This window comes from Haloterrigena turkmenica DSM 5511 (genome assembly GCF_000025325.1).
GTDB lineage: Archaea > Halobacteriota > Halobacteria > Halobacteriales > Natrialbaceae > Haloterrigena > Haloterrigena turkmenica.
In genome coordinates this window covers 430,069-451,162 of record NC_013743.1, presented here as the reverse complement: position 1 = coordinate 451,162, position 21,094 = coordinate 430,069, and the positions used below count along the sequence as shown (strand labels likewise).

The 21,094-nt window shown below is 66.2% G+C and carries 21 protein-coding genes, 2 tRNA genes and 1 other RNA gene; 11 read left to right on the top strand and 13 right to left on the bottom strand.

What is annotated here, in order from left to right; translation table 11 throughout:
• Positions 1-62: 62 nt before the first annotated feature.
• Together HTUR_RS02085 and HTUR_RS02080 are read right to left on the bottom strand one after the other, a co-directional pair.
• Complete coding sequence (locus tag HTUR_RS02085) at positions 63-1,391, bottom strand: CobW family GTP-binding protein (RefSeq protein WP_012941645.1); 1,329 nt, start codon at positions 1,389-1,391, stop codon at positions 63-65.
• Positions 1,388-2,593 carry a GTP-binding protein gene (locus tag HTUR_RS02080; protein WP_012941644.1) on the bottom strand — a complete coding sequence of 402 codons (1,206 nt, stop codon included), beginning with the start codon at positions 2,591-2,593 and terminating at the stop codon, positions 1,388-1,390. Before HTUR_RS02080 ends, HTUR_RS02085 begins: the two co-directional genes overlap by 4 nt.
• 109 nt (positions 2,594-2,702) lie before the next feature.
• Between HTUR_RS02080 and HTUR_RS02075 the strand changes: the two genes are divergently transcribed.
• Positions 2,703-3,185, top strand: a complete 483-nt coding sequence (locus HTUR_RS02075; RefSeq protein ID WP_012941643.1) for a CopG family ribbon-helix-helix protein — start codon at positions 2,703-2,705, stop codon at positions 3,183-3,185.
• Between the two features lie 14 nt (positions 3,186-3,199).
• On the opposite strand, the gene HTUR_RS02070 is transcribed toward HTUR_RS02075, so the two are convergent.
• Complete coding sequence (locus tag HTUR_RS02070; protein ID WP_012941642.1) at positions 3,200-3,667, bottom strand: group I intron-associated PD-(D/E)XK endonuclease; 468 nt, start codon at positions 3,665-3,667, stop codon at positions 3,200-3,202.
• 355 nt (positions 3,668-4,022) lie between these two features.
• A tRNA-Asn gene (locus HTUR_RS02065) sits at positions 4,023-4,128 on the bottom strand.
• 95 nt (positions 4,129-4,223) lie between these two features.
• Between HTUR_RS02065 and cca the strand changes: the two genes are divergently transcribed.
• Positions 4,224-5,708, top strand: a complete 1,485-nt coding sequence (gene cca / locus HTUR_RS02060) for a CCA tRNA nucleotidyltransferase (protein ID WP_012941641.1) — start codon at positions 4,224-4,226, stop codon at positions 5,706-5,708.
• Positions 5,709-5,764: 56 nt separating this feature from the next.
• Here cca and HTUR_RS02055 read toward each other — a convergent pair whose 3' ends face one another.
• The 3 genes from HTUR_RS02055 to HTUR_RS02045 all read right to left on the bottom strand — a co-directional run bounded on the left by HTUR_RS02055 (position 5,765) and on the right by HTUR_RS02045 (position 8,750).
• Positions 5,765-6,787, bottom strand: coding sequence for a histone deacetylase family protein (locus tag HTUR_RS02055; protein WP_012941640.1), 1,023 nt, complete (start codon positions 6,785-6,787; stop codon positions 5,765-5,767).
• A 1-nt stretch (position 6,788) separates the two neighbouring features.
• On the bottom strand, positions 6,789-7,220 hold the full coding sequence (locus HTUR_RS02050; protein ID WP_012941639.1) for a histone family protein: 432 nt from the start codon (positions 7,218-7,220) through the stop codon (positions 6,789-6,791).
• Between the two features lie 66 nt (positions 7,221-7,286).
• Complete coding sequence (locus tag HTUR_RS02045; RefSeq protein WP_012941638.1) at positions 7,287-8,750, bottom strand: single-stranded DNA binding protein; 1,464 nt, start codon at positions 8,748-8,750, stop codon at positions 7,287-7,289.
• 345 nt (positions 8,751-9,095) lie between these two features.
• On the opposite strand from HTUR_RS02045, the gene HTUR_RS02040 reads away from it, so the two are divergent.
• Positions 9,096-9,168, top strand: a tRNA-Arg gene (locus HTUR_RS02040).
• Between the two features lie 282 nt (positions 9,169-9,450).
• On the opposite strand, the gene HTUR_RS02035 is transcribed toward HTUR_RS02040, so the two are convergent.
• Positions 9,451-10,257: a helix-turn-helix transcriptional regulator gene (locus HTUR_RS02035; protein ID WP_012941636.1), complete on the bottom strand. Its 807-nt coding sequence runs from the start codon at positions 10,255-10,257 to the stop codon at positions 9,451-9,453.
• Between the two features lie 321 nt (positions 10,258-10,578).
• On the opposite strand from HTUR_RS02035, the gene HTUR_RS02025 reads away from it, so the two are divergent.
• Both HTUR_RS02025 and HTUR_RS02020 read left to right on the top strand, forming a co-directional pair.
• A complete protein-coding gene (locus HTUR_RS02025; RefSeq protein WP_012941635.1) occupies positions 10,579-10,971 on the top strand; it encodes a hypothetical protein in 393 nt (130 codons plus the stop codon).
• A gap of 293 nt (positions 10,972-11,264) precedes the next feature.
• Positions 11,265-12,782 (top strand): hypothetical protein, encoded by a 1,518-nt coding sequence (locus tag HTUR_RS02020; protein WP_012941634.1) that lies wholly within the window; start codon positions 11,265-11,267, stop codon positions 12,780-12,782.
• A 204-nt stretch (positions 12,783-12,986) separates the two neighbouring features.
• Here HTUR_RS02020 and rnpB read toward each other — a convergent pair.
• Positions 12,987-13,458: RNase P RNA component (rnpB, locus tag HTUR_RS18630), an RNA gene on the bottom strand.
• 105 nt (positions 13,459-13,563) lie between these two features.
• Here rnpB and HTUR_RS02015 point away from each other — a divergent pair.
• Positions 13,564-14,166 carry a TIGR00296 family protein gene (locus HTUR_RS02015; RefSeq protein ID WP_049941819.1) on the top strand — a complete coding sequence of 201 codons (603 nt, stop codon included), beginning with the start codon at positions 13,564-13,566 and terminating at the stop codon, positions 14,164-14,166.
• Between the two features lie 111 nt (positions 14,167-14,277).
• On the opposite strand, the gene HTUR_RS02010 is transcribed toward HTUR_RS02015, so the two are convergent.
• From HTUR_RS02010 to HTUR_RS02000, 3 genes are read right to left on the bottom strand one after another with little or no spacing between them, the layout of a single operon-like run.
• Entirely contained in the window at positions 14,278-14,565 is a 288-nt protein-coding gene (locus tag HTUR_RS02010) for a DUF7521 family protein (protein ID WP_012941632.1), read from the bottom strand.
• A gap of 2 nt (positions 14,566-14,567) precedes the next feature.
• Positions 14,568-15,026 carry a DUF7521 family protein gene (locus tag HTUR_RS02005; RefSeq protein WP_012941631.1) on the bottom strand — a complete coding sequence of 153 codons (459 nt, stop codon included), beginning with the start codon at positions 15,024-15,026 and terminating at the stop codon, positions 14,568-14,570.
• Positions 15,023-15,379, bottom strand: coding sequence for a helix-turn-helix transcriptional regulator (locus HTUR_RS02000; RefSeq protein WP_012941630.1), 357 nt, complete (start codon positions 15,377-15,379; stop codon positions 15,023-15,025). The genes HTUR_RS02005 and HTUR_RS02000 overlap by 4 nt, the downstream gene beginning before the upstream one ends.
• A gap of 306 nt (positions 15,380-15,685) precedes the next feature.
• On the opposite strand from HTUR_RS02000, the gene HTUR_RS01995 reads away from it, so the two are divergent.
• The 5 genes from HTUR_RS01995 to HTUR_RS01980 all read left to right on the top strand — a co-directional run bounded on the left by HTUR_RS01995 (position 15,686) and on the right by HTUR_RS01980 (position 19,925).
• Complete coding sequence (locus HTUR_RS01995; RefSeq protein WP_049941818.1) at positions 15,686-16,468, top strand: sensor domain-containing protein; 783 nt, start codon at positions 15,686-15,688, stop codon at positions 16,466-16,468.
• A 100-nt stretch (positions 16,469-16,568) separates the two neighbouring features.
• Positions 16,569-16,736, top strand: a complete 168-nt coding sequence (locus HTUR_RS27170) for a hypothetical protein (RefSeq protein WP_187291467.1) — start codon at positions 16,569-16,571, stop codon at positions 16,734-16,736.
• A gap of 2 nt (positions 16,737-16,738) precedes the next feature.
• A complete protein-coding gene (locus tag HTUR_RS01990; protein WP_012941628.1) occupies positions 16,739-17,779 on the top strand; it encodes an ABC transporter ATP-binding protein in 1,041 nt (346 codons plus the stop codon).
• Complete coding sequence (locus HTUR_RS01985; protein WP_012941627.1) at positions 17,776-18,675, top strand: ABC transporter permease; 900 nt, start codon at positions 17,776-17,778, stop codon at positions 18,673-18,675. The genes HTUR_RS01990 and HTUR_RS01985 overlap by 4 nt, the downstream gene beginning before the upstream one ends.
• A 236-nt stretch (positions 18,676-18,911) precedes the next feature.
• Positions 18,912-19,925, top strand: a complete 1,014-nt coding sequence (locus tag HTUR_RS01980; protein ID WP_049941565.1) for a M48 family metalloprotease — start codon at positions 18,912-18,914, stop codon at positions 19,923-19,925.
• A 10-nt stretch (positions 19,926-19,935) separates the two neighbouring features.
• Here HTUR_RS01980 and HTUR_RS01975 read toward each other — a convergent pair whose 3' ends face one another.
• Positions 19,936-21,093 (bottom strand): nicotinate phosphoribosyltransferase, encoded by a 1,158-nt coding sequence (locus HTUR_RS01975; protein WP_012941625.1) that lies wholly within the window; start codon positions 21,091-21,093, stop codon positions 19,936-19,938.
• Position 21,094 lies beyond the last annotated feature (1 nt).

The window sequence follows — 21,094 nt, the reverse complement described above, 5'->3', positions numbered from 1 at the left end:
TGTTGCCTCGAGTGCGGTGCGGTCAGTGGACGGTCCAGGGCCGTGCGATGCGGTCGGACTCGTTATTCGTCGCTCGAGATCGTCACCGACTCGCCCATCCCCGTCGGCGCGGCGTTCTCGAACGTCGACCAGTCGGCGTCCATCTCGGCGTCGGTCAGCAGACAGTCGTCGAGACGGGCGTGGAGGTCGTCCATCGAGAGGTCGCGGCCGATCAGGGCGAGTCGCGTCTCGCGGTCGCCCCACTCCTCATCCCACGAGAGATCGTCCTGGGCCCGTCGGTACTGCTCTCGGCGCTCTTCGGAGAGGCTGGCGATCCAGCGACCCGTCACCTCGAGGGTCGTCGCCGACCCGGCGTAGCTCATCGTGATCGCCTGCCGGTCGCGGCCGGCGATCCAACACAATCCCTTCGCGCGTACGAGGCCGGCGGGCAGGTCGGCGAGCAGCGCCTCGAAGCGCTCGGGGTGGAACGGCCGCCGGCGGTGGTATGTGTCGACCTCGATCCCGTAGCGTTCCGGCGGGTGTGCGTGTTCGTGGTCGCTGTGATCGTGCTCGTTGGCACCGTCATCGGACTCGTGGCCACCGTCCCAATGGTCGTGTTCGTGGTCGTGACCGTCATCGTCGTGGTCGCGCTCGCTTCCCTCGCGGTCGTCGGCGTCGGCCTCGATCGCTCGCTTCCAGCCCGCCGACTCGGCCGCGGCCTCCAGATCGAACCGTCCGCTCTCGAGCAGCGCGTCGGGCTCGAGCGAGCCGTATTCGGTGGTAACGATTTCGGCGCGGGGCTGGAGCGTCTCGAGGATTCCGACGACGCGTTCGCGTTCGGTCTCCGAGACGAGATCGCACTTGTTGACGACCAGCAGATCGCAGAACTCGACCTGCTCGAGCAGCAGGTCCCCGAGCGGGCGGCTGCCGGTCTCGTCGGGACCCTGCCGTTCCGGCGGGTCGTCCGCCGCGACGCCCGCGTCGTCGATCGCCCCGGTGGCCGCGAACCGATCGTGGAACCGTCGGGCGTCGACCACGGTGACGACCGCGTCGAGATCGTAGGGGCCGCCCGCGGGGCCCCGGACGAACTGCCGGGCGATCGGCTCCGGTTCGCCGACGCCGGAGGCCTCGACGACGAGGTACTCGAAGTCGTGTTCCTTCCACAGTTGGATGACCGACCGGGAGAGTTCGCCGCCGAGGCTACAGCAGATACAGCCGTTCTCGAGGGCGACGACCTCCTCGCCGGTCCGCAAGTCGGTGCGCGCTTCGACGAGATCGGCGTCGACGTTGACGCTGCCGACGTCGTTGACCAGCACGGCGATCTCGCGGTCGGTCGACTCCAGCAGGGCCGACAGGAGGGTCGTCTTGCCGGCGCCGAGTTCGCCACAGAGGACGGTGACGGGAACGCTCATGTCTCGTCAGCGAGCGCGAGTTCACGTCGGTCTTCCGATCCGAACGGATCGGGGTAGGCGTCCCAGTCGTCGTCCATCTCGGCGTCGGTCAGCAGGCAGTCCTCGAGGCGGTCGATCAGGGGCTCCTCGTCGAAGTCGCGACCGATAAAGACGAGGCTCGTTCCCCGGTCGCCCCATTCTTCGTCCCAGTCGTCTTTCAGGCCCGGCCGCGCGGCGAAGAACTGCTCGCGCTCTTCTTCGGGAAGGGTGGCCAACCACTGTCCCGTCGGACCGGCCCGGACGGACGTGCCGGCCTTGTCGATCCCCATCGCGACGTCTTCGCGACCGGCGCTCCAGAAGAAGCCCTTCGCACGGACGAGTTCCGCGGGCAACTCCGAGAGCAGCGCCGCGATGCGTTCGGGGTGGAACGGTCGATCGCGCTTGTACGCGAACGACGTGACGCCGTGTTCCGCCTGCGGGTCGTGGTGGTGGTCGTGCTGCAGTTCGCGCTTCCAGCCCGCCGACGCCTGCGCGCGCTCGAAGTCGAACCGGTCGGTGTCGAGGATGTCGGTCGGATCGACGTCGCCGAACGCGGTCCGAACGATCTCTGCTCGCGGCTGCAGGCGCTCGAGAACGGCCTCGATTTCCGCGAGCGCGTCGTCGGGGACGAGGTCGCACTTGTTCAGCAAGAGGGCGTCACAGAACTCGATCTGGTCGAGCAGTACTTCCTCGGGCACGCGGCCGGCGTCGCCCTCGAGCTGCTGGTCCGTCAGTGCGGTCCCGGCGTCGAACGATTCCCAGATGCTGTGAGCGTTGACGACGGTAACCATCGTATCGAGTTCGTAGGTGTCGGTCGGATCGAAGTCGGCGTCCTCGAATCCCATCGCGAACGTCTGGGCGACCGGAATCGGCTCCGAGATGCCCGAGGATTCGACCAGCAGGTAGTCGAACTCGAGGCGGTCGGCCAGTCGGCCGACTTCCTCGAGCATGTCCCCGCGCAGCCGACAGCAGATACAGCCGTTCGAGAGTTCGATGATTTCCTCGTCGCCACCCAGATCGGTCTGCCGGGCGACGTGTTCGGCGTCGACGTTGACGTCGCCCATGTCATTGACGACGACGGCCGCCTCGAAGCCGTGGTCGGCGGTCAGTACGTGGTTGAGAACGGTCGTCTTGCCGGCACCGAGCGGGCCGCTCAGGACGGTCACGGGAATGCGGTCGGTCATGGGTCGGTTGTGAATATGCCCTGCCGGATTAATAATATTAGCTATTGCGTAACTGAGACAGCAATTCTAACAAATACTATTATGGCTCTATCCGATCTTCATATCGACGATGCCCATCGTCAGCGTCTCGATGCCTGCAGACCTGATCGATCGACTCGACACCCACGCCGCCGATCACGACTACACCGGTCGCAGCGAGGTCGTCCGCGAGAGCGCGCGGACGCTACTCGCGGAGTTCGAGGACGACCGTCTCGAGGACCGACCCCTCGCCGGCGTCGTCAGCGTCTTCTACGAGTTCGGCAGCCAGCGCGTCGAACGCCGCGTGACGGAACTGCGCCACGAGTACGACGACGTCGTCGCCTCGACCGACCACGGTCACGTCGGCGAGGGGTGTGGCTGTCCGTCGTGCGACACAGATCGCGACCCGGAATCGCGGTCGGAACCCGGCTACTTCGTCGACCTGTTCGTCCTCGAGGGCGATCTCGAGGCGATGTCGACGTTCGTCGGCACCCTCCGCGCGATCGAGGCCGTCGATCGCGTCGACTACTCGCTGGTCCCGCTGGATTCGATCGGCCAGCTCCGGGACGGCTGAAGCCAGCGCTATCGCTATCGGGGCCGCCGGAGATCGGCGAGTCGCTCCTCGAGCAGGTAATCTTCGGCCCAGTTGATCCCGACCCGTTGCCCGTTGTTCGGTTCCCGAAACCGAATCTCCATCTTCCCGTCCGCCGCGTCCGAGACAGGAATCAGATACCGGTTGTCGTTGATCGGATCGTAGACCGCGAAGTACTCCGCGCGTCCGTGGTAGTCCTCGCGATCGTAGCCGTCGCCACGCCGTCGCGTGACGACCGTCTCGAACGCGACCGTCCCCTCGCTCTTTCGGTAGGCCGTCTTGCACTGTATGCGGTGGAACCGACCCCCGACTTCGACGACGAGATCGTACGGTTCGTTATCGGAGGTGGGAACGAGGACGGGGATATCGCGCACCGCGAACGCCGCCCGAACGATCGCTTCGGTCGCGTGGCCGCGCTTCTGTGGCTGCTCGAGATTCTCGTAACACGTGGTTCGATCCGACACGAACGGTCTGGCCGCTCGATCGGATATAAACAACAGGACGCGGAGACCGAACTGCGAGTTGCGCGTTCGAATCCGGTGTTTTCGCGTTTGCGAAGTACAGAGTCGAGTGACGCTATCGCTCCTCGCGAGTAGTGTTCGAAAAACAGTACGCTCGGAACGCTATGCGTTCTGATCTACTCGAAAATGTCGAAGAAATTTGCGAGCGCCGGAGCCAGGACTCGAACAGGTGCGAGACGGTCGGCCTTACTTTGTTCGGCCGCATGCGACTCGCGTGTTCGAGTCTGTCTTGTTCCGCTGTTTTCTCTCCTGCTTTTGCTCGGAGAGAACTCCTCGTAAGTTGAAATCGAGAAAACAGCGCCGAAGCCAGGACTCGAACCTGGGACAACCTCGTATCTGCGGCGACCAGCGAAACACTGTGTCACCGTAACAGCGAGGTGCTCTACCATCTGAGCTACTTCGGCTCATCTCATGATAGCCGGGTGTATTTGATAGGGCTTTCGTTTTCGCTTCCGGCGGTTCGACACCCTTTCACGCACCGCTCGAGTAGCCCTACCTGATGAGCGAGGAGGACGCCGAGAGCGACGAGCGAGGGACCAGTGGGACGGTCGACGAGCGCGGCTCGAGCATCGACGACGACCGCGACGACGTCGAGTCGGTCGTCGCCGCGATCCGTGAGCATATCGAGCCCGACGCCGAGGAGCGCGACCGCCTCCGGACGGTCGCCGACCGCCTCATCGAGCGCGCCGAGGCCGCCGCGACCGAGCGCTCTCCCGAGGCCGACGTGATGCAGGTCGGCTCCACCGCCCGAAACACCTGGATCAGCGGCGATCGTGATATCGACATCTTCGTGCGCTTCCCGCCGGAACTCGACCGCGAGACCTTAGAGCGCTACGGCCTCGAGGTCGGCCACGAAACGCTTCCCGAGGGCCACGAAGAGTACGCCGAACACCCCTACGTCAAGGGGACCGTCGAGGGGTTCGACGTCGACGTCGTCCCCTGTTTCCGCCTCGAGTCGGCGATCGAAATTCGCTCGGCCGTCGACCGCACGCCCTTCCACACCAGCTACTTGCAGGCGCGACTCGACGACGAGCTGACCGCCGACGTCCGGCTCGCCAAGCAGTTCCTCAAGGGGATCGGCGCCTACGGGAGCGACCTCCGAACGCGCGGTTTCAGCGGCTATCTCACCGAACTCCTCGTCGTCGAGTACGGCGGCTTCCGAGAGTTGCTCGAGGCCGCGGCCGAGTGGCAGCCGCCGGTCGAACTCGATCCCGAAGACCACGGCCGGGAGCACGAGACGGCGAAGGCGTCTCGGAATGCGGAGGTCGGCGACGCCGACCTCCCGTTCGACGATCCACTGATCGTCATCGATCCCACCGATCCCGAGCGCAACGTCGCCGCCGTCTGTGCCGCCGAGAACGTCGCTCGCCTCCAGCATTACGCTCGCAGGTTTCTCGAAGCCCCCCGCACCGAGGTGTTCGAGCCCGACGATCCCGATCCGCTCGATGAGACGGCCCTGCGCGCACACCTCGAGCGGCGGGGCACCACGCCGATCGCGGTCCAGTTCGAGGCACCCGACCTCGTCGAAGACCAGCTCTACCCGCAGCTACGGAAATCCCTCGAGGGGATCACGACCGGCCTCGACGACCGCGGCTTCGACGTCTTCCGGGCGACGACGGTCGCCGACGACACCGCGGTGATCCTCGCCGAACTCGCGGTCGCGAACCGGCCCGCCGTCGAGCGCCACGACGGGCCGCCGATCCACGTCCGGAGTCACGCCGACGGGTTCTACGAGGCATACGCCGACGATCCCGACGCCTACGGCCCCTTCATCGACGGCGATCGCTACGTCACCGAACGGCCCCGCGAGTTCACCACGGCTCGCGGATTCCTCGAGAGCGATCGGCTCTTCGACGTCGGGCTCGGCGCTCACGTCGAGACAGCCCTCGAGGACGAATACGAGGTGCTGGTCGGCGACGGGATCGCGACGCTGTGCGAGGAGTTCGGCCGAGAGCTGGCGCGGTACTTCGAGCCGCGACCCTGAACCGCGGCCGCGAGAAGGGAGACAGAGAGTGCGTCGTTTCGAATCGAGGTCAGTACTCAGTCCCCGAGGTCGATATCCAGTCCGTGCGCCTCGAGAACCTCGTCGAGCGCCGACTCGGCCTTCTCGCCGAACTCCGAGTCGGGCTCGATCGGCTCGCGTCCGTCGAAGGTCTCGTGGACGATGGCGACGCTGTCCGCGAGAACGTCCAGTCCGTAGCCGCCTTCGAGGATGAAGGCGAAGGCGGCGTCGGTCTCGTCGGCCAGCGTCCGGAATCGGTCGGTCATCAGGGCGTAGGCCTCCGTCGAGAGCCGAATGCGCGAGATCGGATCGTGGCGATGGGCGTCGAAGCCGGCGCTGATCAGGAGCAGATCGGGATCGTAGTCGGTCAGCGCGTGGCTGATCGGCCCCTCGACCGCCGCGAGATACTCGCGGTCGTCGGTGCCGGCGGGCATCGGGATGTTCATCGTGGTTCCCTCGCCCGCTCCCTCGCCGGTCTCGTCGACGGCGCCGGTGCCCGGATAGAGCCCCTGTTCGTGGATCGAGACGAAGAAGACGTCGTCGCGATCGTAGAAGATGTCCTGGGTCCCGTTGCCGTGGTGGACGTCCCAGTCGACGATCGCGACCCGATCGACGTCGTACGCGTCCAGCGCGTACTGGGCGGCGACCGCGACGTTGTTGACGAAGCAAAACCCCATGGCGTCGTCGTAGACGGCGTGGTGGCCCGGCGGCCGGCCGATCGAGAACGGCGTCCGCCGCCCCGTCGCTCCCTCGAGGGCGGCCTCGACGGCCCAGCAGGCGAGCCCGGCGCTCTGGCAGACCGCGTCCCAGGTCTCCTCGACCGCGCTCGTGTCGGGGTCCCAGTTGCCGCCGCCGTCGGCGCAGAACTCCCGGACGGACTCGAGGTACTCCCGCTCGTGGACGGCCGCCAGCCGGTCGAGATCGCAGGGGTCTGCCTCGACGTACTCGACGCCGTGTTTCTTCTTCAGTCGCTCCCGTATCGCGCGGAGCCGGTCCGGCGACTCCGGGTGGCGCGAACCGGGATCGTGTGCGAGACAAGTCTCGCTGTAGCCAAACTGCATCTCACTCGAACAGCGAGAAGTACGTCTCGATGTCGTCTTCGGTGATCGTCCGGCGGTCGGCGTGGCGCGCGAGGGTCGCGGCCGCTCGAGCGACGTTGTCCGCGTAGTCCTCGAGAATGTCTGCCAGCGCCACCCGGGCGTCCATCGAGACGCGATATCGGTCGTCGATTTCGAGTCTGGCGATACGGTCGACGGGCGCGACCGGCAGCTCGAGGTCGTCCTTATCGACGACCGTCTCGACGCCGAAGTCCTGGGCCATCAGCGTCTTGCGCCCGTCTCGGGTCGCTTGCTCGGCGGCGTCGATTGCGAGCTCGCTTCCGTGTTCCTGAATCCGCGTTGCGAGTTCCTTCGACGCGTCGGCACTCACCCGTAGATCGCCCGCGTTCCGCCGGATGATCGTGTCCACCGGGGCGAACGGGAGTTCGACGTTCATACCATGCTAGGCGGAGCAAAGTCCCTTAACGCTTTTCCTAGACGTCCGATGAGGTTGCTCGCGCCGTCAGAACACGTCGTTTGCCTCGAGGCGACCGTCCCGGACGATCCCGCGGGCGGTGACCTCCTCGCCGAGGCCGACGTCGGCGTCGGTCGCGACGCTCATCGTCGACTCGCCATCGTCCAGTACGACCGGGTCGCCGGCCTGCACGACGACGCCGGTGAACTCGAGTTCCTCGCCGTCGGTCGGCTCGTCGGTTTCGGCGTCGGCGTTGGCACCGGTGGTGCCACGGGCGTCGTCGCTCGAGGCGGCGCTTGTTTCGCTTTCCTCCTCGGCTGGGCCGTCGGCATCGCCACCGAACGCCGAGAGACCGGCGTTCTCGTTGCTCGCATCGTCCGCAGCGCTCTCGCCGCCGGAACTGCCGGAGTCGGACTCGAGAACCGTGATCGTCGACTGCCAGCCCGCGGAGGCCTCGAGGTCGTCCTGCCAGCCGTCCTGGATCTCGACGTCGCCGAGTGCGACCTCGTCGCCCGGCCCGACGTCGAGATCGGCCTTCTCGCCCCACATCGCGACGCGGATGTCGCCGGTCGCGTCCTGGACGCGAATGTTCCGGACCTGGCCCTCGGAGCCGTCGTCGCGGTCGAAGGTCCGCTTGGGGTCCGCAGAGCGGACGACGCCCGCGATGTCGACCGTCTGGCCGATCTCGAGGTCCTCGATGGGCGTGCTCTCGGGGACGTACTCGACCTCCTCGTCGACTTCCTCGACGGCGCCGCGGTTGCCGACGTGGAGCTCGAGGTTGCCGTCGCGTTCCTTGACGTAGCCGTCGATCACCTCGACGGTCTCGCCGGGGTCGAACTCGGTCGCGAGGTCGGCCTGCTCGTCCCACAGCGTGACGCGGATGCGGCCGGTCTCGTCGCCGAGGACGAGGTTCGACACCTTCCCCTCGGAGCCGTCGTCGCGGTCGAAGGTGCGGACGCTGTCGGTGTCTAAGACCAGCCCGACGAGGTTGACGTTCGAGAGACCGAGCGAGAGGGCCTCGACGGTGTGAGTGTCCGAAACTTGGACGTCGATCTCCGTGTCCGGATCCGGTTCGACGTCGTCGACGCTGACCTCGACGCCGGAAAAGCCCTCCTTGGGACGCCCCTTGATTCGCAGTACCTGGCCCTCCTCGAGTTCCTCGGTGGCGGCCTCGGCGTGCTCGTCCCAGAAGGCGGCCCGGACGGAGCCAGTCTCATCGGCGACCTCGACGTTGACGACGCGGCCGTCCTCGTCCTCGCCGTCGCGTTCGAACGTCCGTACGTCGCCGATCGAGAGCACTTTGGCGACGAACTTCGCCTCCTCCATGCCGGGTTCGATGTCGGCGATGCCGCCGACCTCGCTCTCGCCGATCTCGTGAGCGACGAGCATCGCCGCCGTCTCCTCGTCCGCGAGTCCGCCCATCTGCTCGACTTTCGCCTCGACGGCCTCGCGAAACTCCTCGAGAGAAACGTCGGCCTCGAGGTCTTCGTACACGCCCTCGATGTCGCTCATTCTATGTTCGTGCATGGGTAGGCCGCGCATAAGCGTTGTTCATTCGGCGTCCCGGCGCGGGTCGACGGCCGACGAGTACGGCGGTGCTACCGATTCGATCGAGCGATTTCGGTCGGTCCGACACGGCGGCCTCGGACCGTGTGTCGACGAGACTCGAGCGGCGGATCATGGCTCTCGCTGGGCGCCTGATCGAATATAAACGTCAGCGTGGTCGACGGGGCGCCGGGCTATCGTTGTCCGATCTCGAGAGACGGCCGTTTACAAGCAGGTCGTGCGTGAAATTGTCGTGCGGGAGCCGGTCGCTTTCGAAAGTGCTTTAATGGTCACCCGGTTACTAAGAGATGAGTCCTGATAGGGTAGTGGACTATCCTCTTGGCTTGCGGAGCCAGGGACCGGAGTTCAAATCTCCGTCAGGACGCTCACTTATCGCGAGTGCTTCACGTTGTTCAGCACTCGCTTTTGCGTTCGGTCCTGACGTGCCCAACGCTCGCTAGCGTCACTGGCGGCTTCGCCGCCGGTTTCCAGCGGGACCTTCGGTCCCGCCCGGCTCGCGTTGGACTCCGTCAGGACGCTCATACACCAGTAGCGGCTTCGCCGCCGGTTTCCAGCGGAATCTCCGGTCCCGTCTGGCTTGCGTGAGGCTCCGTCGAGGCGTTTCTCTTCCCAATACTGAGTACCTCGAGTCGAACCGACGGTCGTCTCAGAGAGAGGTCGGCTCCGATCGCTCGCGATAGCAATCGTACGTCCGGGTCGCCCACGTCCGAATCTCGGACGCCTCGGTTTCGACCAGCGCTCGAGGGATGCCGTCGTCGTCCTCGACGCCGATCTGGACGACCTCCTCGAAGAGGCCGAGATAGTAGGTGAGTTCGCTGTCCGCGACGCGCATCGTGCAGTCGTCGTGGGACGTGATATCGGCGACCAGGTCCCGATACTCCGGTTCCGATCGCACCGTCGACTCGAGGGCTGGACTGCAGATGATTTCCTGGCGCTGATCGTGCTCGACGACGCGCTCGTGGGCGACCGTCAGCGCCGGTAACCCGATCGCCGGAAGCAGACACCGGAAGCGATCCGCCCGCTCTATCGCCTCGATGTGGCGGTTCACCGGGGCGTACGGGTCCGTCGAGTCCGAGACGACGACCGTGGCGTCGGCGAGCGCTCGGACGTCGAACTCGAGTGCCGTCTCGGGAAACCAGCGGAGAAACGGTCGAATTCGTTCGGCGAAGGCGATAGTGTCGATCGTCGCGTCGAGCTCGTCGGCGACGAGTTCGCCCAGCGGACGGATCTCGTACTCGTGGACGTGACTGCGGATCAGGTCTCGGTCCTCGAGTGCGTCGAGGTTCCGCTGGACCGTCACCCGCGAGACGTCGAACTCGTCGCGCAGTTCGGTCTTGCTCAGCCGGTCGGTCTCGTCGAGTCGATCCAGGATGGCGATCCGAACCGGCGACTGGGTCAGGAAGTTCACGACTGCGACGGGTTCGGCGTCCGTCTCCTTGAGTTCGTGTTCCATCTCTCGGGCGTCCCACTCGAGCCCGATTGAATCTATGCGTATGGTTCCGCGGGAAAGTAGTTAGAACGAAGACCGGCCCGCGATCCCGATTCCGAAACGGTGAGTGTACGGGCCGAAACCGCACGAGTATCGCCCGAACGCACCACCACGGAAAGCGAGCGGTCGTTTCACCGAACAGTCAACCCGACGGACGGTGAGCGGTCGGTCGATCCGATCGGTACGCGTTCTGTCGCGGTCGTTCAAGGGGTGAAATCGTACGGGGAGTGTCGAATCGACGCCGAATGACACTATGATGAGCGATAGCGAAGATCACGGTGTGTCATGGAACGAAGAGAGATCCTGAGGGGGACGGGCACCCTCGTCGCGGCGGTCACCGGCGTCGGCGGTGCGTCGACTGCGGCGGGTCGACACACGCGACCAACGGTACAGATCATCAGAACGAACGAACCGGTTCAGGGCGGGCAGTGGCTCAACGTGACGGCACGAATTACGAACCACGGGCGCCTGCGACTACAGGGGTACGCGCGGTGTATCGTCGGTCACGATCCGACGGAGGTCGACAACCAGTACGTATCCCTCGCATCGGGTCGGAGCACCACGGTCACGCTCGGCTACAGGACCTACCCCGTCCAGACGACAGACGTGTTTCCGGTGCGAATCGAGTGCGAGAACGGCTTCGACTCACGGACGGTCACCGTCGATCCGGCTCCCTGAATCGGCCACGTCGACGCGTGACTGATCGCTTTTTTCGGTTTCGTTCGGGCGGTCGGAGCGACCGCGCTCGCTGAAACCCCACCGCGGAGCGACGCTGTCCTCATAGACTGACTCGAGGGTCGCCCGCGTTTGACCGTCCGCTGCTCGAGCCGCATCCCTGAACAGCCACCGAGCGGCGTATACAACGGCTCACGCCGTACCGTTTCAGTTTTGAAACAATGTGGTAGAGAGCTAATTATTGCAGTGTGTCGGTCAATAACAGAATACGGAATTATCATCTGCCGAACTGCGTCATGGCTGACAATCACGAAAACCAGGACGGACTGAAGCGAAGAGGCTATCTCAAAGGAATCGCAGCGACCGGATTCGGTGCCGGCGCCCTCGTAACGGGTACTGGCCGTTCGCACGCGGACTCGGACGGAAAGCGCGACGTCGACGGTGACAGCGTGTATCTGGTCTTCGGAGCCGACTCGTCCGAAGCCGATCTCGACTCGTGGGTCGAAGAGCACGAGGACGAGATCGCCGCGGCGTCGCAGGACTCAGCCGCGCAGGTCATCCAGTACCAGGACGTCTCCCAACTCAACGTCACCCAGCAGGGCAACGCCGTCAGCATCGCGATCGACGGCGGCGAGGCGACGGCGGCACAGCAGGCCGACCAGAACAACACCAACACCCAGGCCGGGAGCGCCGAATCGGTAACCGTTGAGGAGAAGACGACCGACTGGACGTTCACCGGCGTCGGCCAGGCGTACGTCGTCTTCGCCGAGGAGGCCGAGTGTCGGGAGTTCACCGGCTTGGTCGTCGGCGAGGACGCCTATCAGAGCGAGCAGTCGGCCGAGGCGACGATCGATCAGAGCCAGGAGGTCGACCAGTACAACTACAACAGCCAGAACACCGCGGTCGCGATCGCAGAGAACGGGAGCCGATCGCGGGCGTACCAGCGCAGTTCGCAGACGAACGAGAACTACCAGCACGCCGACGCCGTCGCGGCGAACATCGGCGACGGCGACCGCCAGGAGGCCGACGCATCGGTCGAGCAATCCCAGACGGTCTCGCAGCTGAACGTCAGCGAACAGGGCGTCGCCATCGCGATCGCCGCCGGCAGCGGGAGCGTCGCGGAGGCGTGCCAGGTGAGTTCGCAGGGTAACCTGAACGAACAGGTCGCCGACGCCGCCGCGATCGACTTCGATTCGAAATCCCTCGACGAAGCCACCGCCAGCGCCGACATGGTCGGCTCGGTTTCGGAGGAGAAGCTGACCCGCTCGAAAGCCGGAGCGGATCAGTCGAACGCGCAGACGGCGTCGGCCGACGTCACGCAGGTACAGAGCGTCGGGCAGGAGAACATCAACCTGCAGAACGCGGCTATCGCCGTCGGGGTCGACGACAGTCAGGCGACGGCCCGTCAAGAGAGTTACCAGGGGAACTTCAACGCGCAGGTCGCGTCGGCGGAGGCGCTGAACATCGACAAGTCTCATCGCAGCGCGAGTGCGGTAGTGAACGGGACGGACACGAACGGCGACGAGTCGTGGGCGGTCGCCTACGAGACCGGGGACGGCGAGCGTTCCCAGCAAGTCGCCGAGGTCGACATCGACCAGTTACAGTTCGTCGAGCAGCTGAACGTCAACGAGCAGTTCGGCGCGGTCGCGTACGCCACGGACCGCGGCGACGCGGTGGCGGAGCAGCTGAACTATCAGGTGAACGAGAACGTGCAACTGACCGAAGCGCGTGCGACTAACGAGGGCACCGGCGATGACGAGAACGGAAAGAAGAAGAAAAGAAAGAAAAACGGAGGCGAGAACCAGGGCTGTTAAGAGAACGAAAGCGACACCGGTTCGTCGACCGAGCGTTTTCAGCACCCGACGTCGGCGACCGTGCGAAGACGAGAATCCGTTCTCTTCTACGAGCCTGCTTCGAAAACCCGTTCCCGGCTCATTGGACTACCTGACGTGAGTGCCGCGTCGAACTGTGAACGAAAACGACGCTGGTATCGCGTCGCCACTCGAGGACGTGAAAACGGGTGAGAGGAGTAAGCCCCCTTCTGTTCGATCCGGCATTCGGCTGAGCGTCCGCGCCGTCCGCGGAAACCGCGGGGCGTTCGGGCTACCACGGCGCGGACTTGCACCGGTGAGGGTTCGCCGTTCCATCGGTCCTCGGCCGTCTCTGTACGGTCGATCGCGCCGTCGGCGCGATCCGTGGATTCGAACCACGCTTCCCTCTGCCGGTTAGCTCCCCTTCCTCTCGGTCGGGTTCGCAGGCATCATCGGTCGGGCCGAGACGTGTCGTTTCTGTTCCAGAGCCAGCGGTCTCCCGCTCCGGACTTGCGTCCGGTCACCTGCCCGAACAGGTGGGGGGACTTTCCTCGCGAGCGTGGCGCATCTCGAAGAGATGGGCCACGTTAGGTACGTTGGGCACCTCGGAGAGGTGGCCAACGGTAGGTGGCCGCGCCGTTGCCGGCGGGGCCATCGCGGCGGCCGGGCTCTCTCTCCCACTCGAGGTAGGCGCGTCGGCCGAATAAGTCCCCCGGTCGACGTACAAAAAGAACACCGTAACGAATGGAAGCGTTTTAGGACGACTATTCCCATGTACATCTGTATGTCCCAGCGACAGGGCGTCGAACTCTCCTACGAAGACGGTGCACGCGCGGTCGAACTCGCGCGCGAAGCCGTCGAATCTTTCGTACAACACGGGCAACGAGAACAACCGGGCAGCATGCGCGAGGCCTTCTACGAGCGAACCGGCGCGTTCGTTCGGCTCGAGTCAACGCGCGGCCGGGGGAGCCTTCGCGGCTGCGCCGGCGGCTACCGATCCGGGGAACAGCTCGGTCACGTGATCGTCGATTCGGCGATCGAGGCCGCCAGCGAGGACTCCTGTGGCTCCGAGGTGACCCCCTCCGAGCTGCCGAATCTCACCGTCTCGGTCTGTGCCGTCAGGAACGTTCTCCTGACGGACGATCCCCTGGCGGATCTCGAACTGGGGACCCACGGGATCTCCATCGACGGCGGCGGCGAGGGCGGCTGGCTCTACCCGACGGTGCCGGTCGAGAACCAGTGGAGCGCCCGCGAGTACCTCGATCGCACTTGTCGAAAGGCGGGGCTGCCGCCGACGGCCTGGCAGGACGACGACGTCGTCGTCACGCTGTTCGAGGGCCAGGTCTTCCGCGAGCGCGAAGCCGACGGGAGCATCGAGGAACTGTAGGCTCGATCACAGGGGAGTCGGACGCAGACGGGGAAGCGATACGCGTCGCCAATCGACACGCGGATTTTCGAGACATCAGCTCTCGAGTGGAGACGCCGGAGCAACCACCGATCACGCGTCGGACGATCCGCGGTCGAACGTCCGGTAGATGGCGGCCAGTCCGACGGTGTGAGAGAGGGTGATCGCGAGCAGGCCCTGGGCGTCGGTGAGTCCGAGGGACGGATCGGCGAGATAGAGGATCACGTAGGGAACGACGGCGATACAGACGATGCCGAACGCGAGCGCGCGCATCGTCCGACTGTCGTTGCGCCGGTAGCCGCGATACGCGAGATAGGCGACGAACAGTCCGACGACTGCCGTGAGGGCGGACGCGACCGCGGTGATGGATTCGAGTGTCATTTTCAGGTGGTGTAGACGGCATAGAGGATGACGAGCAGGCCGCACAGTTCCGACAGCGTCGTCAACAGCAACTGCGCCGAGAGGGGAATCGCCGCGACGTTGCCCGCGAGCAGGCGGAGGAACATCGGGCTCGGTGCGAGCAGGAACATGCCGACGGCGAGCCACAGGATCGGCCGTGCCTTCGTCCGGCGGTAGCCCTCGACGAACCGGTAAGTGACGAGCACGGCGAGGACGGTCGCCACGAAGAAGGTCACGATGGCAGCGAGCACGACGGGCGTCGATCCGCCGACGCTGTCGACCGAGACCTGAACCGGATCCGGCGTCGGCGACGACTCGAGTGCAGGGGAATCGCCCAGCGGCGACACGACTCTTCCGGACGTGGGCCTCCTGAATGCGACGGACGCAGTCGCTCCGCGGATCGCCTCGAGCCCGCCGGTCGTCGCGCTGGTAGTTCCGATCATCCCGAAAACTCCTCGTAGAGCCGTGTGAAGGTGTCGGCGGCGTCTTCCTCGGCGTACTCGACCGTGACGTCGAACCCGTCCTCGGTGACGTCGATCCCGACGTGCTCGAGGCTGGCGACGTAGACCTTGTAGTGGTGGCCGTTCGGATCGAGCCGTTGCTGGTCCTGCAAGAGCCCCCGTTCCTGGAGGCGATCGATGCGTCGGTAGACGGTCGAGGGGTCGGCGTCGCAGGCGTCGCTCAGGGCGTCGGCCGACCGGGCCTCGCGGTACGTTTCGACGATGATCGTCCGCGCGTACTCGTCCTCGAGGAGGGTGAGCAACTCCTCGGTCTCGGGATCGACGCCGGCCGTCATCGGCAGTCCCCTCGAGCGCCACGACGACCCGCTCCCGGGCGCGACTCGGTTGTGAGCGACCGGGACGGACGGCCGGCTGACTCGAGTGCGGACTCGCCGTGGCTGTTCGGTTGTCGAAACGACACGTCTGTCTCGAATCGCGTTCGACAGGAAAATAATCGTTCGGATCCGTAACCGGTTCGCGCGACCCTCGAGGCAACCGAGCGGTGCCTGCGGAACGCGACGGAAAAGCGCGTCGACGGCCGCGCTCGCCGCGTCGATCGGCCTCCGCCAAGATTTATGTTAGACGGCCGAAAAGAATCGGTCGTGAGTCACCGATCCGGTCGCTCCCCTCCCGGGACCGCCCGGCGGGCGGTCCAGACGGCGATAACGAGCCCGTTTCGTCCCCAGACCTATCTGAACCTGCTGTATCTGCTGCTGGCGTTCCCGCTCGGACTCCTCTATTTCGTCTTTCTGGTCACGGGGGTTTCTCTGGGCGTCGGCTTGCTGGTGATCCTCGTCGGCGCGCCGATTCTACTGGCAGTGCTTCTGGCCAGCCACGTCTTCGCGGCCTTCGAGCGCGCGAGCGCTCGCTACCTGCTCTCGGTCGAAATCGACTCGCCGGAGTACCCGTTCCTCGACGACGAGGACGCGACGGACGGGTTCCGCTCGCTCCTGCTCGGCCGCGAGACGTACAAGGCGATGGGCTTTCTCGTCGCGAAGTTCGCCATCGGGACCGCGGCGTTTTCCATGCTGGTCATGTTGTTCACGACCGCGATAACGCTCCTGCTGACGCCGCTGTACTACCACAACCCGAACGTCCACGTCGGCTTCGTCAACGAGGGCGAGCCGATCCAGCTCACGCCGTCGCTGCAACTGCCGTGGAACGACCTCCTGATCGGGGCCGAGTTCGCCGTCACGATCACCGAGTGGGAGGTGACGTCCCTCCCCGAAGCGCTCGCGGTCTCGGCCGTCGGACTCCTCGCGTTGCTGCTCTCGCTGGCGATCTGCAACGGCTTCGCCTGGCTCGTCGGCCAGTTCAGCCGCGTCCTGCTCGGCTCGTCCAGCCGCGCGGCCCTCGAGGACCTGCAGGACGGACTGGCCCGCTGAGCGGTTCGACCGCTCGTCCTATATAAACGTTCGGCACGGCTGAGGGGCCGACAACTGTGAACCGTCTTATAGGATCGTTCCGGCCGACGCTCGAAACGCAATGAGCGATCCGCACTATCGCGCCGCCCACGCCGCGCCCGGAACGGCCGGCAGTCCGGCGTCGACGACGTTTCGAACCGCTCCCGCACGCTCGCTCGCCGAGCGCGCGCGTACCGCGCCCGCGGCCGGTCATCCGTCCGCCGCCGCAAAATCGGAGGTGGAGTGGTAACCATGGCGGCCATCGAGACGAGGAACCTGACGAAGCGCTACGGTGACGAAGCGGCCCTCGAGGGGCTCGAGTTGTCCGTCGACGAGGGCGAGGTGTTCGGCTTCCTCGGTCCCAACGGCGCCGGCAAAACGACGACGATCGACCTCCTGCTCGACTTCATCCGACCGACCGACGGTTCGGCGACGGTGCTCGGCCACGACGCGCAGGACGAAACCGACGCCGTCCGCGACCGGGTCGGCATCCTCCCCGACGGGTTCGACCTCTGGGAACGCTCCTCGGGGTATCGCCACCTCGAGTTCGCCCTCGCGTCCAAAGGCGGCAGCGAGTCGCCCGAGGCGCTGCTCGACCGCGTCGGCCTCGACCGCGCGGACGCCGAGCGCCCGGTCGGCGACTACTCGAAGGGGATGGCCCAGCGGCTGGCGATGGCGATGGCGCTGGTCGGCGATCCCGACCTGCTGATCTTGGACGAGCCCTCGAGCGGCCTCGATCCCCACGGCATTCGGACGTTCCAGGAGATCATCCGCGAGGAGGCCGCCGACGGGACGACCGTCTTCTTCTCGAGTCACATCCTCGGTCAGGTGTCGGCCGTCTGTGATCGGGTCGGCATCTTGGACGACGGCGACCTCGTCACCGACGACACCATTGCAGGCCTGCGCGAGCGCTCCGGCGTCAGCTCGAGTCTCGTCGTCGACGTCGCGGAGGAGCCGGTCGTCGATCTCGGCGAAATCGACGGCATCACCGACGTGACGGTCCGCCAGGACGGGCGGCTTCGGGTCACCTACGCCGATCCGGCCGCGAAGGCGCTGGCGATCCATCGCCTCGTCGACTCCGGGGCGACGATCGTCGACTTCGACGTCGAGGAGCCGACGCTTGAGGACCTCTTTACGGCGTTTACCGGGACGGACGCGGACTCGGTCCGGACGGGAGAGTCGTCCGACGGGTCGGGACGGGCCAGCCACCCGACAACCGACGGTGGCGCACGCATCGACTCGAGCGGGTCTGATCGTGCGACCGTCGACGCGGAAACGGGGGTGGACCGATGAGTTCGACGCTGATCGCCCGCAAGGACTTCGAGGACGCCATCCGCTCCAAGCTGGTCTGGGCGGTGATGGGCGTCTTCCTCTTCCTCATGGCGCTGGTCGCGGTCAGCGCGTCGACCCAGGACCTCTCGGAGGTCGAGCCGACCCAGTTGATCGTCACCGTCACCAATATCGGCGGGCTGTTGTTCATCCCGATCGTCTCGCTGATCGTCGGCTACATGGCGATCGTCGGCGAGCGCCAGTCGGGCAGTCTGCGGGTGCTGTTCGGCCTCTCGCACAGTCGATGGGACGTCTTCGTCGGTAAGTTCGTCAGCCGACTCGGCGTCGTCTTCGTCGCGACGCTCCTGACGGTCGTGCTGACCGTCGGCATGGCGGTGGCGATGTTCGATTCCGTCCCGCTGGGGACCTACCTCGGCTACTCGGCACTGACGATCCTGCTCGGATTGGCGTTTGCCGCCATCGCCGTCGGCGTCTCCGCGATGGCCTCCTCGCGGATGCAGGCGATGGGCGGTGCGATCGGGAGCTACGTCGTGTTCTCCCTGATCTGGCATCCGCTCGTCGCCGGCGTTCACTACCTCCTCGAGGGGAGCATGCCGGGACTCGAGGCCCCCGAGTGGTACTTCTTCCTGCTCCGGCTGAATCCCCTCGACGCCTACCGGCAGGTCTCGAGCGAACTCGCCGACCAGTTCATCTGGGGGATCATCGGGATGGAGAACATCGTCGAAGACGTCCCGGACGCGGCGTTCGAGAACCCGGACACCCTCCTCCTCTCGAACCGCGTGAGCGGCGAGCTCCCGTTCTATCTGAGCGACTGGTTCGCCGCCGTCGTCCTGCTGACCTGGATCGTCGTCCCGCTGGCGATCGGCTACTGGCGGTTCGACGGTGCAGACCTGAACTGAGGGCGGACCGGTCCCCCGCCGTTGCGTCGCTTCGGCCCCTACAGAGGTGCATCGATCGTCCGTCTCCCCTCCCCCGGTTCCAGCCAGTCGCGGACCCGAGCGCCGACTTACCGCGACCGGGAGTTCGTATCGCCGGTCGGAACACGTCCACCCAGCGACATTATGTACGAGGAGTGTTTATTCCGGAATGAGAAACAGTGAGTGAAGTCCCTCCCCGACTGTCGCTCGGTCTCCGGATGATCGCGACAACGCTCGTCCTCGCGGCTCTGACAGTCGCCTTCCTGGCCGTTATCTGGCGGATCGTCTCGGCCATCGTGTCGCTGTTCGCGCTCCCGTCGATCGTCGCAGGAGTGGTCGCGCTCGGACTGCTCGCGGTCTTCGTCGCCGTCCAACTCGGCCAGATCAGCACCGTCGCGGTCCACGCCGACGCGAGACCGGTCCCGTCGGACGCGTACCCGACGCTGGACGCGGCCGTGACCAGAGCCGCGGCGCAACTCGACGTTCCGGCCCCGACGATCGCCGTCTCCGATCGGTCGGCGCCCGAGGCCCTCGTCGTCGGCTTCCGTCCCGAGAACGTCCACCTCGTCCTCTCGCGCGGGACCATCGACGCGCTCGAGGACGCGGAACTCGAGGCGGTCGTCGCCCACGAACTGGCCCACGTCGCGAACCGCGACGCGATGGTGATGACCGCCGCCGCGACGCCGATCGTCCTCGCGCGGACGCTCAAATCGAAGGCGGGCCGACTGGCCTTCGCCCGCCCCGACGAGACCGAATCGCCGGCCGCGTTCCTGCGGCGCTCGCCCGGAAAGTTCGTCGGCTACACGCTCATGGGGATCGCGGCAGCGCCGCAGCGACTCCTCTGGTTCCTGTTCGGCGGGATTTCGGTCGTCACGCTCGCGCTCGCGACGCCCGCCGTCGCCGTCTTCTCTCGGGGACGGGAGCTGGCCGCGGACCGCACCGCGGCAACGGCGACGGGATCGCCGGCGGCGCTGGCCAGCGCGTTACGAACCCTCGAGGACGGGATCGCCGAGACGCCAGCCGAAGACCTCCGGGCGGCCTCGAGCATCTCGTCGCTGTCGATTCTCCCGCTGGATCGTCCGGAAGCCGACGCGACGGCAGCGGCGACCGTTGGTTCCGCCCCGAGGGGCGACCGCGCCGGTCGACTCCAGCGGTGGCTGTTCGCGACGCATCCGTCGACCGAGCGCCGACTCGAGGTCCTCGCCGACCTCGAGGCGACGGAGGCGGCCTGACCGACGACCGCTACTCGCTCGAGTCGAAGCCGACCGCGTCGGCGTCGGCCAGACAACGGTCGCTCGCCTCGTCGAGGTCGAACTCCCGAACGATTTCGCCGCCCCGGACGAGCGGCTCGAGCAGCGCCTCGCCGTCGTCGGGTCCCTCGCGGTCGGCCAGCGCGACGTGGTGGCCGCCGTCGGGCGTTCGGTACACTTCCTTCACGCCGGAGAGCTTGCCGCGCTTGGAGATCGGCTCGCCCTCCGTCTCGACGATGTCGAGACTGAAGTCGACCGAGTCGGCGCCGGTGATGTGGCTGCCGACGCCGAAGCCGTCGGCGATGTCGCGGAGGGGACGGATGGTCTCGGGGGTGAGCCCGCCACTACAGAAGATGTCGACGTCCTCGCGGCCCCGCGCGTCGAGTTCCCAGCGGACTTCGCGGATGATGTGCCGGAAGTCGCCCCGTCGGGAACTCGTTGTGTCGATGCGAACGCCGTCCAGGTCCTCGCCCAGCGTCTCGGCGGCCAGCAGGCTCTCGCTCTTCTCGTCCCAGAAGGTGTCGACCAGTGCGATCCGCGGAACGTCCTCGCCGACGGCCTCGTCGAAGGCCGTCCAGGCCTCGTCCTGGTTGCCCTCGCCGAAGCAGAACATCAGCGCGTGGGGCATCGTCCCGCCGGGTTCGCGCTCTAAGATCTCGCCCGCGGCGACGTGGGAGAAGCCGTCCAGCCCCGCGAGCAGGGCGGCGCGTTCGACCGTCGCCGTGATCGACGGGTGGACGTGGCGTGCGCCGAAGGAGAGCACCAGCGAGTCGGGCGCCGCCAGCCGCGCCTCGAGAGCGGCCGTCGCGAAGCCGCTCGGCTGCGAGAGGAATCCCAGGAGAGAGGTCTCGAGTTCGGCGAACTCGAGGTAGGGGCCCTCGATTCGCAAGACTGGCCCGCCGTCGAACAGCTGCCCGTCGGGCAGGGCGTCGACGTCGACGTTCCGGCCCTCGAACAGCGTGGCGACGTCTTTCACGCCGGTGAAGACGTCGAAGGACCCGGTGGGAAACTGGTCGGCGGTCACCTCGGCCACGACGTGCGGGTTCTTCCCCGCGTGCTCGAGCGTGGCGCGGGTGCGCTCGAAGTAGGCGTCGGTGGCGCGCCCCTCGAGAACGGCCTCTGCCGGGACGGTACCGAACGGATTTGACATA

Excerpts from the sequence above, each read along its gene's own strand:
- HTUR_RS02085 (WP_012941645.1), bottom strand. The coding sequence starts at position 1,391 with ATGAGCGTTCCCGTCACCGTCCTCTGTGGCGAACTCGGCGCCGGCAAG.
- HTUR_RS02080 (WP_012941644.1), bottom strand. The coding sequence starts at position 2,593 with ATGACCGACCGCATTCCCGTGACCGTCCTGAGCGGCCCGCTCGGTGCC.
- HTUR_RS02075 (WP_012941643.1), top strand. The coding sequence starts at position 2,703 with ATGCCCATCGTCAGCGTCTCGATGCCTGCAGACCTGATCGATCGACTC.
- cca (WP_012941641.1), top strand. The coding sequence starts at position 4,224 with ATGAGCGAGGAGGACGCCGAGAGCGACGAGCGAGGGACCAGTGGGACG.
- HTUR_RS02055 (WP_012941640.1), bottom strand. The coding sequence starts at position 6,787 with ATGCAGTTTGGCTACAGCGAGACTTGTCTCGCACACGATCCCGGTTCG.
- HTUR_RS02050 (WP_012941639.1), bottom strand. The coding sequence starts at position 7,220 with ATGAACGTCGAACTCCCGTTCGCCCCGGTGGACACGATCATCCGGCGG.
- HTUR_RS02045 (WP_012941638.1), bottom strand. The coding sequence starts at position 8,750 with ATGAGCGACATCGAGGGCGTGTACGAAGACCTCGAGGCCGACGTTTCT.
- HTUR_RS02035 (WP_012941636.1), bottom strand. The coding sequence starts at position 10,257 with ATGGAACACGAACTCAAGGAGACGGACGCCGAACCCGTCGCAGTCGTG.
- HTUR_RS02025 (WP_012941635.1), top strand. The coding sequence starts at position 10,579 with ATGGAACGAAGAGAGATCCTGAGGGGGACGGGCACCCTCGTCGCGGCG.
- HTUR_RS02020 (WP_012941634.1), top strand. The coding sequence starts at position 11,265 with ATGGCTGACAATCACGAAAACCAGGACGGACTGAAGCGAAGAGGCTAT.
- HTUR_RS02015 (WP_049941819.1), top strand. The coding sequence starts at position 13,564 with ATGTCCCAGCGACAGGGCGTCGAACTCTCCTACGAAGACGGTGCACGC.
- HTUR_RS02010 (WP_012941632.1), bottom strand. The coding sequence starts at position 14,565 with ATGACACTCGAATCCATCACCGCGGTCGCGTCCGCCCTCACGGCAGTC.
- HTUR_RS02005 (WP_012941631.1), bottom strand. The coding sequence starts at position 15,026 with ATGATCGGAACTACCAGCGCGACGACCGGCGGGCTCGAGGCGATCCGC.
- HTUR_RS02000 (WP_012941630.1), bottom strand. The coding sequence starts at position 15,379 with ATGACGGCCGGCGTCGATCCCGAGACCGAGGAGTTGCTCACCCTCCTC.
- HTUR_RS27170 (WP_187291467.1), top strand. The coding sequence starts at position 16,569 with ATGAGCGATCCGCACTATCGCGCCGCCCACGCCGCGCCCGGAACGGCC.
- HTUR_RS01990 (WP_012941628.1), top strand. The coding sequence starts at position 16,739 with ATGGCGGCCATCGAGACGAGGAACCTGACGAAGCGCTACGGTGACGAA.
- HTUR_RS01985 (WP_012941627.1), top strand. The coding sequence starts at position 17,776 with ATGAGTTCGACGCTGATCGCCCGCAAGGACTTCGAGGACGCCATCCGC.
- HTUR_RS01980 (WP_049941565.1), top strand. The coding sequence starts at position 18,912 with ATGATCGCGACAACGCTCGTCCTCGCGGCTCTGACAGTCGCCTTCCTG.
- HTUR_RS01975 (WP_012941625.1), bottom strand. The coding sequence starts at position 21,093 with ATGTCAAATCCGTTCGGTACCGTCCCGGCAGAGGCCGTTCTCGAGGGG.